The organism is Gimesia sp. (assembly GCF_040219335.1).
Classification (GTDB): domain Bacteria; phylum Planctomycetota; class Planctomycetia; order Planctomycetales; family Planctomycetaceae; genus Gimesia.
Genome location: NZ_JAVJSQ010000029.1, coordinates 571,531 through 589,354, shown reverse-complemented (window position 1 = coordinate 589,354; position 17,824 = coordinate 571,531). Strand labels below are relative to the sequence as shown.

The 17,824-nt window shown below is 53.2% G+C and carries 12 protein-coding genes; 4 read left to right on the top strand and 8 right to left on the bottom strand.

Annotated elements, in window-relative coordinates:
• Nucleotides 1-51 precede the first annotated feature (51 nt).
• Both rnr and RID21_RS24125 read right to left on the bottom strand, forming a co-directional pair.
• The gene (rnr, locus tag RID21_RS24130) at nucleotides 52-2,349 is read right to left on the bottom strand and encodes a ribonuclease R (protein ID WP_350193358.1); all 2,298 of its coding nucleotides are present in this window, start codon (nucleotides 2,347-2,349) and stop codon (nucleotides 52-54) included.
• Between the two features lie 4 nt (nucleotides 2,350-2,353).
• Complete coding sequence (locus RID21_RS24125) at nucleotides 2,354-3,325, bottom strand: 3'-5' exoribonuclease YhaM family protein (protein ID WP_145439397.1); 972 nt, start codon at nucleotides 3,323-3,325, stop codon at nucleotides 2,354-2,356.
• 382 nt (nucleotides 3,326-3,707) lie between these two features.
• On the opposite strand from RID21_RS24125, the gene RID21_RS24120 reads away from it, so the two are divergent.
• Nucleotides 3,708-5,462: a proline--tRNA ligase gene (locus tag RID21_RS24120; protein WP_350193356.1), complete on the top strand. Its 1,755-nt coding sequence runs from the start codon at nucleotides 3,708-3,710 to the stop codon at nucleotides 5,460-5,462.
• 88 nt (nucleotides 5,463-5,550) lie between these two features.
• Here the strand turns inward: RID21_RS24120 and RID21_RS24115 are convergent, their stop codons facing one another.
• The 5 genes from RID21_RS24115 to RID21_RS24095 all read right to left on the bottom strand — a co-directional run bounded on the left by RID21_RS24115 (nucleotide 5,551) and on the right by RID21_RS24095 (nucleotide 10,998).
• Complete coding sequence (locus tag RID21_RS24115; RefSeq protein ID WP_350193354.1) at nucleotides 5,551-6,216, bottom strand: 3-keto-disaccharide hydrolase; 666 nt, start codon at nucleotides 6,214-6,216, stop codon at nucleotides 5,551-5,553.
• A gap of 109 nt (nucleotides 6,217-6,325) precedes the next feature.
• Nucleotides 6,326-7,792, bottom strand: a complete 1,467-nt coding sequence (locus RID21_RS24110) for a sulfatase family protein (protein WP_350193351.1) — start codon at nucleotides 7,790-7,792, stop codon at nucleotides 6,326-6,328.
• A gap of 171 nt (nucleotides 7,793-7,963) precedes the next feature.
• Nucleotides 7,964-8,482 (bottom strand): hypothetical protein, encoded by a 519-nt coding sequence (locus RID21_RS24105; RefSeq protein WP_350193349.1) that lies wholly within the window; start codon nucleotides 8,480-8,482, stop codon nucleotides 7,964-7,966.
• Nucleotides 8,483-8,902: 420 nt separating this feature from the next.
• Complete coding sequence (locus RID21_RS24100) at nucleotides 8,903-10,084, bottom strand: DUF6655 family protein (protein ID WP_350193347.1); 1,182 nt, start codon at nucleotides 10,082-10,084, stop codon at nucleotides 8,903-8,905.
• A gap of 452 nt (nucleotides 10,085-10,536) precedes the next feature.
• Nucleotides 10,537-10,998, bottom strand: coding sequence for a tetratricopeptide repeat protein (locus RID21_RS24095; protein WP_145181298.1), 462 nt, complete (start codon nucleotides 10,996-10,998; stop codon nucleotides 10,537-10,539).
• Nucleotides 10,999-11,411: 413 nt separating this feature from the next.
• On the opposite strand from RID21_RS24095, the gene RID21_RS24090 reads away from it, so the two are divergent.
• Nucleotides 11,412-13,040 (top strand): sulfatase family protein, encoded by a 1,629-nt coding sequence (locus RID21_RS24090; protein ID WP_350193345.1) that lies wholly within the window; start codon nucleotides 11,412-11,414, stop codon nucleotides 13,038-13,040.
• A gap of 24 nt (nucleotides 13,041-13,064) precedes the next feature.
• Here the strand turns inward: RID21_RS24090 and RID21_RS24085 are convergent, their stop codons facing one another.
• Nucleotides 13,065-13,910: a hypothetical protein gene (locus tag RID21_RS24085; protein ID WP_350193343.1), complete on the bottom strand. Its 846-nt coding sequence runs from the start codon at nucleotides 13,908-13,910 to the stop codon at nucleotides 13,065-13,067.
• Between the two features lie 303 nt (nucleotides 13,911-14,213).
• Here RID21_RS24085 and RID21_RS24080 point away from each other — a divergent pair, with 303 nt between their 5' ends.
• Nucleotides 14,214-15,338 (top strand): MraY family glycosyltransferase, encoded by a 1,125-nt coding sequence (locus RID21_RS24080; RefSeq protein ID WP_145181295.1) that lies wholly within the window; start codon nucleotides 14,214-14,216, stop codon nucleotides 15,336-15,338.
• Complete coding sequence (locus RID21_RS24075) at nucleotides 15,331-17,751, top strand: O-antigen ligase family protein (protein ID WP_350193341.1); 2,421 nt, start codon at nucleotides 15,331-15,333, stop codon at nucleotides 17,749-17,751. The genes RID21_RS24080 and RID21_RS24075 overlap by 8 nt, the downstream gene beginning before the upstream one ends.
• Nucleotides 17,752-17,824: the final 73 nt, after the last annotated feature.

The window sequence follows — 17,824 nt, the reverse complement described above, 5'->3', positions numbered from 1 at the left end:
GTTTCAAGTAAAACATCCGTACCCTGCAGACACTTCGTAAAGGAACCCGGCCTACTTGCGTTTCTTCTTTTTGCTCCGCTGGGACTTTCCCGAACGGTTCTTATTCTTTTTCACAGCGGCCTTCCCCTTGGAAGAGGCCCGAGACGACTTCGTACCTGATCGCTTCGAGCTGCCCTTATCTGATTTTGACTTCGATTTGGCTGATTTTTCCGATCGGGGCATTCGAAAGTCCAGCTCCCGACGATCCAGATCGATCTTTTCGACTTCCACCTCCAGAAAATCGCCAATACGGAACTCCTGACCTGTCCGCTCCCCGACGATACTGAATTTGGCTGGATCCTGGTGAAAGTAATCATTTTTGCCCAGTCGGCTGATGTGCAACAACCCTTCGACAGGCACATCCACACCCCTACAGAACAGCCCGAACGACTCTACTCCCGTGATCATGGTTTTCAGCGTGGTGATTTTATTCTCGACCATCCAGGTCAGCAGTTTGACCTTGGTCAGTTCCCGTTCTGCCGACTCGGCACGACGCTCACGCAATGAGAGGTCGTGGCCCAACTGGCGCAGCCCCTGGGGGCTCTGCCCTTTCCCTTTGTCGGGACGCTCCAGAATTTCATCAATCATGCGATGAATCGTCAGGTCCGGGTATCGTCGAATCGGGCTGGTGAAGTGACAGTAATGCTCGACGGCCAGAGCATAGTGCCCGAGCTCTTCATCGGTATATTCCGCCTGCTTGAGACTGCGCAACATGGAATAATTGATCGCCTGCTCGACGGCGGTTCCATGCACTTGCTCGATCAGACGTTGCAGGTCCTTACGACTCTGGGCCTTTTTGAGTGTATAACCCAGTGCACTCACAAACTCGGCGAATTCCACCTGCCGCTGGTAGTCGGGCGACGGATGGACGCGGCGCAGAAACCGCAGTCCCCGGTCATTGAGTCCTTCTGCCACAGCGATATTCGCCGCCAGCATGAACTCTTCGATGATCTGGTGGCTTTCGTCATGCTCGCGCTCAACGGCGCCACTGACACGATGTTTGTCATCAAAGGTGAGCCGCACTTCGGAGAGGTGCAACTCCAGTGCACCGGCGGCAAAGCGGCGTTTTCGCAGCATCATTGCCAGATGATGCATGTTTTTCAGCAGTTCGCGGACGTCCCGGGGAATCCGGTCCCCTTCCTCGTCGCACTCCTGAATGATGGGCAGTACCTGCTCATAGGCGAACCGCTTCTTGACCCGAATCGCGGAATTGACGAACTCGGTATGGACCGGCACGCCATCCGAGGTAAATTCGATAAACGCAGATTTGGTAAACCGCACCTGGTCCTGTTGCAGACTGGCCAGACCATTTGAAATGATCTCGGGCAGCATCGGAATTACCTGGCCGGGCAGATACACACTGGTCCCTCGCCGGCGGGCCTCACGGTCCAGTAGGGATCCCTCTTTAACAAAGTGCGCTACATCGGCAATATGCACGCCCAGCACCCAGTGCCCGCGCTCGTTCTGAGTCAGCGAAATCGCATCATCGAAGTCCCGGGCATCCGCAGGGTCAATCGTCACGATTGTCTCTTTGGTCAGGTCGCGTCGATTCCCCAGTTTTGTCTCATCAAACAGGCTTGCCTGCTCACGGGCCGCCTCAAGGACCTCTTCGGGAAAGTCCATCGGGATGCCGAATTCGTAGACAATGGACAGCAGATCGACGCCCGGCTTCCCATGCGGCCCCAGAACTTTGGAAATCACTCCCTGCCCTAGGTAGCTCTTTGAAGGGAAATGCAGAATGTCGATGACGACCTTATCTTCGGGTGCGACACCTTTCGCCCCGGGATCGCCCACATGAATCGGCGAGTTGAATATCTTGCCATCCACGTGCACATAGCCTTCGCCCTGTGTTTCGAAGTAAGTGCCGACAAATGTCGTCGATGCCCGCTCGATGATCTCCACAACACGACCGCAGATCTGGCCTCCGCTGCGGCGGCGATTGATCACGGTGGCATAAACTTCATCGCCGGTCTGGGCATCCCCTATATCCCGCTCGGAAATATACAGATCGCCGGCATGACGCTGGTCGTGGGCAATGTCATCCGGCTTGTGATGGGGAATCAGATACCCGGCCCCGGAATTGATTTTCTTGATAATCCCGGCAATCCAACCCTCTTTCTTCACGGGCCGAATCAGTCCCGAATCGGAGACGAGAATCTCTTTGCGGGACTGGAGGCTCTGCATGGCCTGCTCGAATTCAGAAGAAGTTGACTTGGAGCCTCCCACTTTTTTCAGCAGCGCTTTTTCCCGAATCGGTGTGTAACCGGGGCGGGCTACGTACTCGAGAATCTTCTTCTCAAAATCGGGCATTCACTCAGTCCTCAGTCATTCCCTTAAACAGTTTTCGCTGCAGGCGAGGCGAATAGGGAGTCCAGCTGGATGTGGAATTGAGATCATCGTCAATGAACCGCGCGAACTCATTGACTTTCGCATCCAGGTTATCCAGATGATGCAGGGCGACTGCTTCCGGAGTCATCGGCAGGCGGGGGCTGCCAAATTCATACGTGCCATGATGGCTTACAATCATGTGTTTCAGCCGTAATTCCGCTTCCTTGGGGAAGGATTCTCCCGTCATTTCCTGGTAAGCGCGAATCTTCTCGGTCAGCATTTCTACGCCAATAATCAGGTGCCCCAGCAGTTGGCCTTCGTCGGTATAGATAAATTCGTTCTCGTAGCCCAGTTCGCGGACCTTGCCGATATCGTGCAGGAACACACCTGCCAGCAGTAGACTCATATCCGCTTTGGGATACAGATCCGCGATCCGATGCGCGGTCTCCATCAGGTTGACCACATGCTCGATCAGCCCGCCATGGTAGGCATGATGCGTCTTCACACCCGCCGGTGCCCGACAGAACTCTTCCATCAGTGATTCATCAACCAGGAAGCACTCCATCAGGGTGCGGACCTCGTTATTTTCAATTCCCAGCAGCATCTCACGTAATCGCGCCAGCAGTGCCTGCACATCATGTGACGCCTGGGGTTGAAACTCAGCCGGGTCCAGATTCTCCGCGGAGACCGGTTCGATGTAGGTCAGAATGATCTGCAATGCGCCCTGAAAGAGATGCACTTTGCCTTTCACCTGAACGTAGTTGCCCGATTGAAAATGCTGCATCCGATCTTCAACAACATTCCACATCCGCGCATTGACGACACCCGAAGCATCTCTCAAATCAGCAGACAGAAACAGACTTGCATTCCGATTCGCTCGTAACTGCTTGTCAACTAACAGATAAACCTCGTTTACAGTATCCCCGTCCTTCAGTTGATTTATATTTTGTCGAGACATCTCGAATCGGCTTTCAGAATCTCAATTCAAACGCAGCGGTCGATCTACAGTTTCGCTAAGAAACACAATAGAACGATCTTAAGCCGATCCATCCTGCTCAACAAGTCCGACACCTGTCTGATCTGAAACTCTCTCCTATTTGCTCTCCGATTGTGAAGAACAGCCCCGGTCAGCCCAATCTGGGCTACTTGTCTCGACAAGCTATTGTCCGACAGGCATTTATCTCATCCGAATATTTTTGTCCCCCACTCAGGCGAACCTTTTGGAGTTGAACCCGTTCTGCTAGAATACGCGGCCATCAGTCGGCTGAAAAAGCGAGACTCCATCCGGCCGATTCACTAGTAACATAAACACCTACTCTTCAATCACTTAAGGAATTCAAGTGCGCTGGTCAAATACGCTGATCCCCACGATTAAAGAAGTCCCCTCCGATGCGGAAATTCCCAGCCATCAGCTGATGCTCCGCGCCGGACTGATCCGACAGTTGATGGCAGGCGCTTACACCTACCTCCCTCTGGGCTGGAAATCGATCCAGAAAGCAGCCCAGATTGTGCGGGAAGAGATGGACGCCGCCGGCGCCGCTGAACTCCACATGCCCGCTCTGCAACCCCTGGGTCTGTTTGAACGCACTCAGCGGAAAGACGCATTTGGCTCCGTACTGATTCAGTTCAACGTCCCCCGTGGAAATCGTCAGATCCCCATGGCACTCGGTCCCACACACGAAGAGGTCGTCACCGACCTCATCAGTCACTGCATCAGCAGTTACAAACAGCTGCCGCTGACCGTCTATCAGATCCAGACCAAGTTCCGCAACGAAGAACGCCCCCGCTTCGGCGTGCTGCGGACCAGTGAGTTCCTGATGAAAGACGCCTACAGCTTCAGCTCTTCGGTAGAACAGCTGGATGAAATCTACGACCGCATGTACCGCGCTTACTGCCGCATCTTTGCCCGCTGCGGCCTGAAGTACCTGCCCGTGGAAGCAGAAAGTGGCCCCATCGGCGGCGATGCCTCGCACGAATTCATGATCCCCGCTGAAAACGGCGAAGACTCGATCGTATACTGCGAAGCCTCTGGATACGCAGCCAACATGGAACGGGCCGACACCGGTCGTCCCACCCCTGAAATCAAAACCCCCGCTGATGCTGGGACTATGGAAAAACAAGCCACTCCTGAGGCAACCAGCATTGAGCAGGTCAGCCAGATGCTGGGCTGTGAACCTTCACAGATGATCAAAACGCTGATCTACCAGGCTGATGACGAACCGGTGGCTGTCCTGATTCGCGGCGACCATGAAGCCAACGAAGGCAAGATTCGCCGTGCCCTGGGTGCGACCACTGTCGAACTGGCCGATGACAAGACCATCCGGGAAGTCACAGCCGCCCCCACCGGTTTCGCCGGTCCTGTGGGCATCAAATGTAAGATCATCGCCGATCATGACATCCCCCTGATCACCAATGCCATCACTGGTGCGAACGAAGCCGACGCCCATTTAGTCAATGTGAACGTGGGCCGGGATTACGAACTGGAAACCACCTACGACCTGCGTAACGCTGCTGCCGGCGATCCCTGCCCCAAAAGTGGGGAACCTCTGGCGATCGTACATGGCATCGAAGTCGGTCACGTCTTCAAACTGGGCACTAAATATACGGAAGCCCTCGACGCCGACTTTCTGGATGAGAAAGAGAAACGGCATCCGATTATCATGGGTTGCTACGGCATCGGGATAAACCGCATCATCGCAGGCCTCGCTGAGACAAAGCATGATGACAAAGGCCTGATCTGGCCGCTTTCAATTGCCCCCTACGAAGTGCTTGTCATTCCGCTGAATACCAAGGATGACGAAGTCATGCAGACTGCTGAACGCTACTATGAAGAGCTTAAAGCAGCCGGCGTCGACGTCCTCTTTGATGACCGTAACGCCCGGCCAGGTGTCAAATTCAATGACGCCGACCTGATTGGGATTCCCTATCGCGTCGTCATCGGCGGCAAGGGACTCAAGAACGGCGAAATCGAAACCAAATGGCGGACCGCAGACGATGCAGAAATGATCGCCCTCGATGCTGGCATCACCCCCATTCTGGATGCTCTCGCTGCCCGCAAAGCGGAAGAATATAAAGCCGCAAACGTACCTGAATAGAACGAATTCAGTACTCGCAAAACAAAACAGGCCGGCAGGAAATCTATCCTGCCGGCCTGTTTTTTTATTTCAGTTTCGGTCTTCAGAACTAGTCGAGTTCTTTGATCCGAATGTTTTTCCAGGCAACCGAATAAGGACCGGTCCCCTTCTTGATGCCGTGTACCTGCAGGCCAATGAAGCCCGTAGGATGCGTCTTATAGATCGCTTCGTCCGTCAGATCTTCGATCTGCTTACCATTGATCCAGGTCTGGATCCGGGGACCTTTGGCAACGATCCGAAACTTGTTCCACTCGCCATCTTTCATGTTTTTATGTGGCTTCAGACGATCCTCGGGAGTCAACCAGCCCCGACCGGTAGCTTCGCCATACACATAACCGGCTTCGGCTCCGTTCTTACCACTGGCTTCGATCTCAACCTGGGGACCATTCACGCGACCATTGCCGTCTTTCTGCTGGCTGCGAATCTGACAACCGGAGTTCAGTTCATCTGCCACCTTAACTTCGAACTCCAGCTCGAAATCGCCGTAGTTCTTTTTGGTGCACATGAACGAGTTGGGGCTGCCTTCAGAGGTCGTTCCCACGATCGTCCCATCTTCAACCTTGTAGGTCGCTGTTCCGTTATGCTGTGTCCAGCCTTCGAGATTTTTGCCGTTGAACAGCTCGACCCAGCCAGATTCTCCAGCCTGCACAGAACCTGCCAGACAGAGGCTTGCCAGGAACGCCAGGGTTAAGCCCCATACTTGATTGCGTTTCATACTTTCTCTCCAAAATAAAGTCTCAAAGTTGTCAATTGATTGATAGCGGGTTATTGAATCGCCGGCACCTACCGTGCCGACAGGCTTGAAGTCTTAAACGCACCCGAGATCAGTCTGCCAATACAGGGCCGGGCTGATTGACCTTCTGCGCATCACGGGCATCGCCGGGCATCTCACGATGTTCAAACTCACCCGGTTTCGGCTCCCCGGGACGCTGGTTCCGGTCTGGAGTCGGATTGTCGGGAATCGTATCCCCGGTCTGCTCAGCCCACTGATCCAGCACGGTGCGAAGACGAGCCAGTTCACTCGCATATTCAGGCTGTTCCGCCAGATTCTCAAACTGGTGAGGGTCTTTGCTGACCTTGTATAACTCTTCCCGTGGACGGGGCTTGAGAAACACATCCTTCTGATTTTTATTCAACTTGCCAGCTTCGAAACGTTCCCATAATGCTTCGCCCGAGGGGAAGTCGATTGATTCCACGCACAGATTGCGCTGCCCCGGCAACGCGTTTCTGATATAGAGCCAGTCGCCGGTACGAACCATACGTTCGTGGGCTTTGAAAACGTGCCAGTTGTGTTCGGCAAATGCGTAGTCGCGGACTTTCGCCTTCGGATCTGTAAACAGCTTCTCAAAGCTGACACCCTGCATTCGTGGATCCGCTTTGACTCCCGCAACCTGCAGAAATGTCGGCCCGAGGTCAATTGTGCTGACCAGGCTGTTCGTCACGGTTCCCGACGGAATCACTTTGGGCCAGCGAACCATCATCGGCGTTTTGATACCACTATCGTAGAGTCTGGTTTTACAACGGGGAAAGGGACGCCCGTTATCAGCGAAGAACAGCACCAGCGTATTGTCCGCGATTCCCTGGGCATCCAGTTCATCCAGAATCTGACCGGTGAAGTAATCCAGGCGGCTGATCTCATCGTAATACTGGGCGAGGTCTTTCCGCGTTTCCGGACTGTCAATCAGATACGGAGGCACAACCACATCTTCGGGTTGATGCGGCTGAGTCTGTTTGGATTTCTGCCAGGCACGGTGTGCATCGGTGGAAGCGAACCAGCAGAAGAAGGGCTGATCCTTAGGCCGTTTTTTGAGAATCGGTACCCAGTCTTCCTCGCGCCCCGGTCCTTTTCCCTTCGAAACATGGTCGAAGGAGGTCAATGCATACGGGCCCATATGCTGTTTACCAGAGATGACCGTGTAATAACCAGCATCGCGCAGTAACTGGGGAAACAACACCTGTCCTTCCGGCAGCGGCGTATGCAGTTCCGGGGCTCCTGTATTGTGTGGATAACGACTGGTGATCACACTGCAGCGACTGGGGCTGCAACTGCTGATGGTTAGATAAGCGTTATCAAAACGCAGACCCTCTTTCGCCAGCCGATCCAGATTAGGAGTACGGATCGAGGGATGACCATAACAGCCCAGATCATTCCAGGAGACATCGTCTGCCAGGATCATCACGATATTCGGGCGCGTTTCGGCAGCCGAGGAAACAGAGACACACAGCAGGGAGAGCAGACAGAATGTAAACAGGCAGAGCAGCCCGTTTCGAGAACGTATCAGAACATGCATCGGGCACGTCACCTCGTTGAGAAAGATTGCAGGATCAATAAAAAACGACCTGTCACCAGACCGCAGACTCTACGGTACTACAACAGGTCGGACTTCACAATCTTGAGGTGGTAATTCTACGGAGAAGATTCTCAGCAAGTCATTTCATAAACAAAGGTTAGTAAATCAGCTTCATTCAATTTCAGGGTCAATTCCGAAGTCTTCAGTCTCTTCATTTTCGAGCAGAATATCTTTGTCTGACTGGGCCTGTTCTTCTTCAGGCATCGGTTCAAAGTTGATGGTGAGATGCACTTCATGGTGGACGACGGGATTGTATTGCGAGCCCAGTGGTTCAAAACGCAGATGGATATTCGCTTCTGAGGCGATTTCATCCGCCGTCTGCTCGGCTGTTTCCGCCAGATCACTCTGGCCACTTTCCCGATAACAGGCTCCCAGTGATTTCCAGGGAAGTTGACTGTGCGGGATCGGCAGCAAATCTGCCGCGTACTGTAACGGTTTGATCGCCTCCGAGAAACGACCGATCCGTTTTAAAGATTCCCCTCGCAGGAAAGAAAAGGACGCCGTCAGGGATCCTGGATCAGTCACTTTATCCAATTCTCTGAGTGCCTGATGGGGCATGCCCAGTTCCAGGTACCCCTCTGCAGCAATCAGTCTGCGAACTGTTTTTTGAGGAATTCGAGGAATCATCATCATTACCTCCCATATCACCATCAGCAGGTGAAGACGCTGGTTGAATTTCAGGGGAAATTAAAACCTCTCGACCCGCTTACCGTCTCCCATCATTTTGAAACGTCTCGACGGGTCTGCTGGTTTAATTTTATTGCATAGAATGTGCCAAATCTGCATCCCTGCAACAAAAGCAATCCCTAAACCCATAAATAACTATCACTTAACACATCATGGCAGCCTTGCAATCGGCATAGACAGTGCCAATTTGGCGGTCGCTCAGGTATCAATCTGGTGGCAGATCGAATCAAAACTGCACAACCACAAGGCTTTTCTTAAGACAAGCGAGAAACGGAACCGGTTCACTTCCGGGATGGAAATCGAAGTCAGCACCCTCTGCTGCCCTTTGCCAGGCCTGTGTACCTACTACGTAAAAACGGACAACTATTCAGCAGGAATTTTCCGAAACATCTGTTCTAAATCCTGTTTTTCTTCAGTGTCCGTTTTCGGAGAGGCAGCATCGGACTCTGCCTGAGGACTGTTCGGCCAGACAGTGGAGAGGCGTGAGGTGTCGCCCTGCAACCAGTCTTTATGGCCGTTCGCTTCTTCTGGTTTCAGGAAGAGCACGGTTTTAAACTTTTCCGGCTCCAGCGCGACTTGTTGTTTCTCACTGACCTTTGGTACATTATCAGCCTTGGTGACCTGCTTCCCGCCCTGTTTCTCTGCCTCTGCAGGGGCCTCTTGCTTCGGCTTGGCTGTCGCGTCCTGTTTGCTCTGTGGCTTTTCTTTCGGCTTGTCTTTTGCCGTCGACTCTTCCTGGATCCACTCGGCCAGCGTCTTTACTTTTCGGTCCTTGATTTCAGCAGGAATTTCATTGGCGGCATCTGAAGTCTCAACGAACTTCGCAGGCTCGAGATAATCCACCGTGCTCTCATTATTGAACTCATCACCTGAGCCAATGGGGATTTCAATCCTGGCCCCCGCAAACTGAGCTCCATCTTTATAGATCGATCCTCGTTGGAATGGTCCTGCTCCCAGAATCCAGGTATCACGGGCCGTGCTCTTCGCCTGCAGCACACCAGACTGCCAGACACGCTCCTTCGTCTTCTGGTTATAGGCAAACACACTGATTTTCGCAGCCGCGATCTGATTGTTCTTTTTTGCCAGCGAGATTTCCGGAATCGTCGGAATCGCGGGAGCAGTGGGGACCAGCGAAGCAGCTGAGGAAAGCATATTACTGGCCGGGATCCCATAATTCACTTCATGGCCGTTCGTGGCCAGGGTTCCCACGCGGGCTTCAATAATGTAATCCGCGTCTTCCTTCTTTTCCTGAATCAGACAGTTCGCAGCGACGATCTGCTGCCTGAGGGAACTGATGATATAGTCGCCATTCACGAACCCGACCCCTTTGATATTCTTGATATAAGAGGTATCAAAGAAGACTTTTTTATTCGAAAGCGTGCTGAAGTCGAGATGTGAAATCGTCTGATCAACTGCATCAGATGTCAGCAGCTGTTCGGTCGCGCTGTTGCTGATCATCTTACCGCACCCACATAAACACGGGAGCAGCAGCACCAGCAACCAGATCGAAATCCTGTTGTTGAAGAACCGAATTTTATCAAACATGAGTTTCAGCGATCGTGAGTTCAGCACAGAGTAGATCCACACGGTTTCCACTGGCAATTCGGTCAACACCGAGAGACAGTAGCCCGGAAGACTGTGTGAAAGGCACATCAGTACGCAATCTCTGTTCCTTCATGCGCACATGAAAAAACAAAGGCAGGTATACTAAATTGTAATGTGGGAAATGCAGGCCAATTCCAGGACGGAATCAAGACCAGGAGGAGATACAGAGCCCATCGGTTGTAGAACCGACCAAAACCCGGTATCAGTCAGCGGGCGACCTTAATTGAGAGTGATTAAGAAACCCGCCTAGGAGCGGCAGTATAGCTGACACATCGCGAAACTCAAATATGATTCTGCAATCCGTTCAAATCACATAATTCATTCTAAGACAATCACTTACAAGAATTCTAAATCTGACACTCAGAAATAATTTCTGAGTTTTTCTCAGCAAATCAGCGGGGAATTCGGGGCAGATCACGCCAGTTACTCCCCACCGATCCGCTCATCCGGGAAGAGACCTGCATCCATTCCCAGCGCGGAAATTCTTCGCGCGGAGCCCGCAGAACTTCGCACGACGATTCGATTTCCTCGACCGCCTCAGCAGTCAGCAGTGCGACTTCCGCCAGCTCGTGATAGCCCCCCAGTCGGAAGCATTCACTCAGGGAACTCCAGGCCTTACGACTTTCCATTACGGGAAACAGGCGGGCAGCCTGATGCAGTGGCTCGATCGCTTCATGGTAGCGTTCCTGACGCAGATACGATTCGCCAATCAGAAACAGCCGCATCGCTTCCAGTGGGCCGGCTTCTTCAACCGTCGAGAGCGCTTCCAGAGCCTGAATCGGCATTCCCAGTTCCAGGTATCCTTCAGCGGCCATCAGTTTGTGTACAACTTTGGGAGAAACGTTTTCTAACATTATCAATTCCTTTTTAACCGGTGGGGCAAGCAATCCATTGCCCGGCTGCAGTCAGTTTCTTTACAGGCCTCAATCCTCTGAGACACAAATCACGATGAGAAAGTTCAAATGCAAGCCGCATACCAAAGGCGATCCTTCAGTATTGCAATTCTCCTATCTCCCGCTCAGACAACAGTTTTCAGGCTGAAGATTTTTCACTTCGTATACGAAGGACCGATGTTTCTGCACTTTCTACTCTGAAAAACACTGTAATTTATACATCATCAGAATTTGATATCTCGTTTTCGCAGACCTCTCAGAAGATGCGAAAACTTGCACTTCCTCTCTCTAAACTGCATGATAGAAATCAATCCAGAGACTCAGATACGATTTGCATGCACACTCATTTCTACACCAGCTTGAGGACGAACCCGATGCAGCCGCGCTTAGAACACCTTTTCCGTTTCACATTCACTCTGCTCGCCGCTTTCTGTTTGAGCCAGTTGCTGCTCACAGGCCACGGTCTGCAGAAACTCGCTGCAGCTTCCAAACAGCGCCCCAACATCCTGTTCATTTTTACTGACGATCACGCCTCACACGCGATGAGCTGCTACGGCTCCAAGGTCAACGAGACTCCCAACCTCGACCGGATTGCCCGCGAAGGCATGCGGTTTGATAACTGCTTCTGCACCAACAGCATCTGTGGCCCCAGCCGTGCTGTGATTCTTACCGGAAAACATAGCCATCTCAACGGCTTCAAACAGAACGGCAACAAATTCGACGGTTCGCAACAGACCTTCCCCAAACTGCTCCGCAAGCAGGGTTACCAGACCGCCATCGTCGGGAAATGGCACCTCGCCTCCGATCCCACCGGCTTCGATTACTCCGAGATCCTGATCGGCCAGGGGCCTTACTACAATCCTCCTATGATTCGCAATGGGGAACGTGTTAAACACGAAGGCTACACCACTGACATCATCACGGACCTGGCACTTGACTACCTCAAGAACCAGCGAGATCCCAACAAGCCTTTCATGCTGATGTTCCAGCACAAGGCCCCGCACCGCAACTGGCAGCCCGGCCCGAAACACCTGCACATGTACGACGACGTCACCATCCCCGAACCGGAAAACCTGTTTGACAACTACGAAGGTCGCGGCACCGCAGCCAGACAACAGGACATGACCATCGCTAAGACGATGACCGATTTCGACCTGAAACTCACGCCTCCCAAAAATCTGACTCCGGAACAGCTGAAGGTCTGGAATGCCGCTTACGAGCCGAAAAACGAGGCCTTTCGCAAAGCCAATCTCAAAGGCAAAGATCTGGTCCGCTGGAAATATCAGCGTTATATGAAAGACTATATACGCTGTGTCGCCTCAGTCGATGATAACGTGGGCCGTATGCTCGACTATCTGGAACAGTCCGGACTGGCTGAAAACACCGTCGTCATGTATTCCTCAGACCAGGGGTTTTATCTCGGCGATCACGGCTGGTTCGACAAGCGGTTCATGTATGAAGAATCCTACCGTATGCCACTGCTGGCCCGCTGGCCTGGCGTCATCAAACCGGGCAGTGTCAACACAGACCTCGTCTCCAACCTCGACTTTGCAGAAACCTTCCTGAACATTGCCGGTGCCCCCATCCCCTCCGACATGCAGGGAGTCAGCCTGGTCCCCCTTTTCAAAGGTGAAGAAACCGCATGGCGTAAAAGCCTGTATTACCATTACTACGAGTTCTACAACGACCGCCGTTCCGCCCATATGGTTCGTCGACACAACGGGGTCCGTACAAAACGCTACAAGCTGATTCACTTCTATAACCTGGGTGAATGGGAACTCTATGACCTGGAGAAGGATCCCCAGGAAATGCACAGCGTGTACGATGATCCCGCCTATGCTCCCATTGTTAAAGAGCTGAAAGCAGAACTCAAAAGTCTCCAGAAGCAGTATCAGGTTCCTGATGACACCGGTTCGGTCCAGAAGGATCCCCCGTCTCTGTATCTGAAACCGCGGAACAGCGGTACGCCTCAGAAGAAAAAGGCACCGAAGAAGCAGAAGTAGTAAGCCGCATTAACTCTACGACGGTCAGGCTTCGGGAATCCGCTCAAAGCGGATCCCGGCCACCGCGTATTGCCGCATACCAAGATCCCAGCGCCAGGGTGGCAACATTTCCAGATTGCAGACCTGTTTCGCCAGGGGCGACTTACCCTGCAATTGCGCGAGCAGGATTCCGGGATGCACACCGTGGAAAAAATTACGCGACGAAAGCAGCTGCGAAAGGTACTGCGTAAACTGGAAATCGGGAACCTGTTTCAGATCAGCAGCCGACTCTGATGAGACAAAATCACTCACGATCAAGCCGCTGCCCCCCGGAGTAATCAGATCCACTATCGTGCGATAATGCTGTGCGCGGACAGCCTGCATTAATTCCTCGAACCGGGGATCGGTCTCCCCGACCGCATGAATGACCTGCAAAACCAGTTGGCTCAAAATGCAGGTGGAACAGACCACATCGAACGGACCGGGCAATTCCAGCGGATTCGATCCCGACAATTTTTCCAGGACTTCATCCAGCAGAGATTGTGACGTGTCCTCCTTCCGGGATAATTCCGCAAGCTGCTCACCGACTCCGGTCAGATCACCTGTATGGCAGAAAACCGCCGACTCTTCAGCAAGGTTCTGGGCTTCCAGTGCATACTCCAGTGCACTCTGATCCAGATCGACCAGATGAATTTCAGCGTAGACCTGCAACAGCTGGTTCAAATCGAGATCATTACAGTTCCCTGCCCCCAGCACACACAGCCGATTCCCCTGTACACGGGACAGCTGTTTCAGATAACCGGTCAAGGCATCTCGATGCCCTTGACTCGATTCCCAGCTGGGACGGCTGGCTTGATTAAATCGAAATTCTTCCTCGAATAGTGGATTCATTTACCTGGTCTGAACACTTTGGAATGTTGAGTGGGTTCTCGGATTATAGGAGTCAGTTCAACTGTAATTCCTGCACCAGATATATCAATCGAAAACGGAGTAGAAATGCATTTTTCGCTACCACTACCGCGTTGATTCAGCCAAACTAGGGGTCCATCAACCTGGAAGGGACTGGTAATCGATAGCAAGCGCACGCCAGTCGGCGGGCAGATCACTTGATTCAGTGTGTTGTTCCCGGCCTGATAAAGTACTCTGAACTTAACTTCGCAAGAACTCTCTTACCCAAGCTGATAATCCATAAACATGTTATTTTTCGTATTTGCCTGCCTGGTTCCGGCCTTTGTCATTTCCTTTCTGGCAACGGCACTCATGCGCAAACTGGCCCCGCGCTGGGGACTCATCGATCAACCCGCCCAGCGGAAAGTTCATGTCACCCCCACCCCGCTAGGAGGGGGAGTCGGCATCTGGATGGGCGTGATCATTCCCATCGCTTCCGCTCAACTGATTGCCTGGATCATTTTGAAGTCAGGCAGCACTCCCGCGTGGATTCCCCGCGAACTGGCTCCGCATCTGGAAGGTGTCCTCTATCGCTCCCAGCAACTCTGGATGGTCCTGGGCGGAGGCACCATCCTCGCTGTCATGGGACTGCTCGATGACAAACTTAATATTTCCTGGAAACCCCGGTTAATCATTCAACTGCTTGTCGCCATCGGCCTGGTGCTGGGCGGCGTGCGGGGCACCCTGTTTGTCGAACAACCCTGGGTGGGGATGGTACTCACAGTTGCCTGGATTATCGTCCTCGTCAACTCCCTGAACTTCCTGGACAATATGGATGGACTCACTTCGGGCATCGGCCTGATCGCTGCAGTACTCTTCGCCTGGATCATGCTGCGTTACACCGGAGAACCGCGCTGGCTGGTAGCAGGTGTCCTGCTCGTTCTGGCGGGAGCCATCGCTGGCTTCCTCTGTCATAACTGGCCCCCGGCAAAAATCTTTATGGGAGACTCCGGCAGCTATTTCATCGGGTTACTGCTCTCTACCATGACGGTTCTGGGAACCTTCTATTCGGGGAACTCTTCTGCAGGTGCGTCCGAAGGTGCCCGCCACGTGATTCTGGCCCCGCTTTGTATTCTGGCGATTCCCCTGTATGATTTCTGTACGGTGATGATCATTCGCCTGAAGGAAGGACGCAGCCCGTTCCATGCAGATAAAAGTCACTTTTCACATCGTCTGGTTGAACTGGGACTCAGCAAACGGGACACCGTGCTGACCATTCACCTGGCAACACTCACCACCGGTGTCGGAGGCCTGATCCTGTATGAGGTTTCCTCCTGGAACGCGGCACTGCTGATTATCCTGATGATTCTCTGCGTGCTGTCCATCGTTACGATTCTGGAGAACGTAGGTCGGAAAAATCGGAATGAGTAAACGCCGAAAACAAAACCGATCACAACCAGAGGCGTCCAGCCCTGCACTACCGGATGCAGCACCGATTTCGCTGGGACTTTTCTGTGACGCCAAGCTGCTCTTTTTGACCGGGTTACTGATCACCGCCCGCTATTTCCTGCCGGCGGAATCGGCCCCCCAGGGAGAGACACTCCCGCTCGTGCTGGCCTGGTTTCTGGTCGCAATCCTGTTCTTCACGTCTCAATTTACCGACTGCGCCCGTTCGCTCCGACTCGACCGGTTTGACGCAGCTGTCTGGTTGCTGGTACTGGGACAGGCATTGTCAGTCCTGGTAATGATCCTCTTCTACGAAGGTCAACAACGGGCGGCGCTCCACATGCTCTGGGAGTGGATGGCCCTCGGCTTGACGTTTTCTCTATTCCGCCGCATCGTAAGGTTCCCCTCTCAACGGATGACCTTTCTGCATTGTTTTATGGCCACCATCGTCCTGCTCTCCCTCTACGGAATCTGGCAACATCACTGGATGTACAAGCAGCTCGCCCGGGAATATCAGTCGGTGAGGCAGCAGTACGATGCCGCCGTCACTCCAGAAACGCAGGCAAAATTCCAACACGAACTCATCTCAATGGGGGTCCCCGCGAATGCCCTCAGTGGCAGCGGCCGAAAGCAGTTCGAAGCGCGCCTCTTGGACAGCAGCGAACCGCTGGGCATGTTCGCCCTGGCCAACACTTTCGCCGGCCTGCTCGCTGTCGGCTTCCTGATCGCCGTAGGACTGAGTGTTAACAGTCTCCTGCCTCCCAGAACCGAAGGTAGTCCGCCAGCGAACCGTAACAGGCTCCAGATCGCGGTCTACCTGATCTCGACCATGCTCATAATCTACTGCCTGATTCTGACGAAAAGTCGCAGTGCCTGGGGCGGGGCCCTGGCGGGCCTGGTCTGCCTGGGTCTCCTGAAACTGCTCCAGCGTCAACGCCTCCGTCAGACCACGCAGCGGCTTTCCCGCAAACAACTGATCACAGGCATCACCCTGGTTGTCTGTGTGCTGGCCGGATTTTTCCTGCTCGCCACACTCAGCGGTGGCTTCGACCGCGCCGTTCTTTCCGAAGCCCCCAAGTCACTGCAGTACCGCATCGAATACTGGACCGGGACCTGGGGCGTCATTAAAGAAAACCTGATGTGGGGAACCGGTCCAGGCAATTTTCGCGAACACTATCTGAAATATAAGCTCCCCGGTTCGAGCGAGGAAATCGCCGATCCACACAATCTGTTTCTCGACGTCTGGGCGAATGCCGGCTTGATAGCCCTGGCCGGTCTTTTATTGATCATCGCGCTGGCAGGCTATCAGTGGTTCCTGAAGCCGCTGCTCCAAAAGCAGCCGGCAGACTCGATATCCCCCGTGAATGATGAAGCTGATTCCTTCCTGCGAATGGCACTGGTTCTGGGTTTCGCTTTCACATTTCCCCTGCTCTGGATTCTGCAGCTCTTTCTGTCGGGCATCGATGAATCGGTGCTCTGGCTGTTTCTTCCCGGCTGGGTTGTCATTTATGTCCTGCTCCGAGGTGGTAGAAAACAGACCGCCGCCCAAGCCGCACTGGATCTGTCTGCTACATCATTGGTCCCCCTTTCACTGGCAGCCGGCTTTGTCGCTCTCTCTGTGCATCTGCTGGTGGCGGGAGGCATCGCGATGCCTGCCATCACCCAGACCTGGCTGCTCCTGCTCGCGCTGGCTTTCCCTGTGATTCCCGCTCCGTCTCCCGAAAATTCAGAACAGGTCGACTCAGATCAAACACAACAGCGCCCCCCCCAAAGTGTACATAAGAAAACCCTGGTTCTCGTAATATGTAGTCTGTTGCTGATTTTATTCGTGATGAGCGACTTTGCGCCAACAATTCAGCGTCAATCGCTCGTAAAGAGGGCAGAGCAGACGCTCATGCGTGGGCAGTCGGCTCGGATTGCGCAACAGCTATTCAGTCAGGCCGGTCAGGCGGACCCGTTCTCCCCCGAACCCTGGCAGGCCCTGGCTGAGCTGAAATTCAGAGAGGGAGTCCAGAATCGACAGGCTTTCGAGGAGGCTGTTTCCTTGAAACAGGCAGCCATCCAGCGAAATCCGTTGAGTCCGCTCAACTATTTTGAGCTGGGACGTCGGTACTATGAACAGTTCGAAGCATCTCATCAGCAGGAGGATCTGACCGACGCGATCGAGAATCTCAATCGGGCCGTCTCCGGTTACCCGCACAATGCCCGCTACCGCGCTCTACTGGCGGAGGTCTTCCACGCAGCGGGACAAATCAGCGAAAGCCGAGAAGAGGCCGAACAGGCACTTAAGCTCGATCAGGCCAACCGCAGTGCACAACACGTGGACAAATATCTGACAGACGAAACGGTAAGTCGCATGAAACAAATAATTAACGAGAGACAAACGAATCAGAATTGAACTCAACCATGCTTGGGCTCATAATGACATAAGGTTTGATTACAGACTTGTTTTTATTGCTGGTATTTTAATT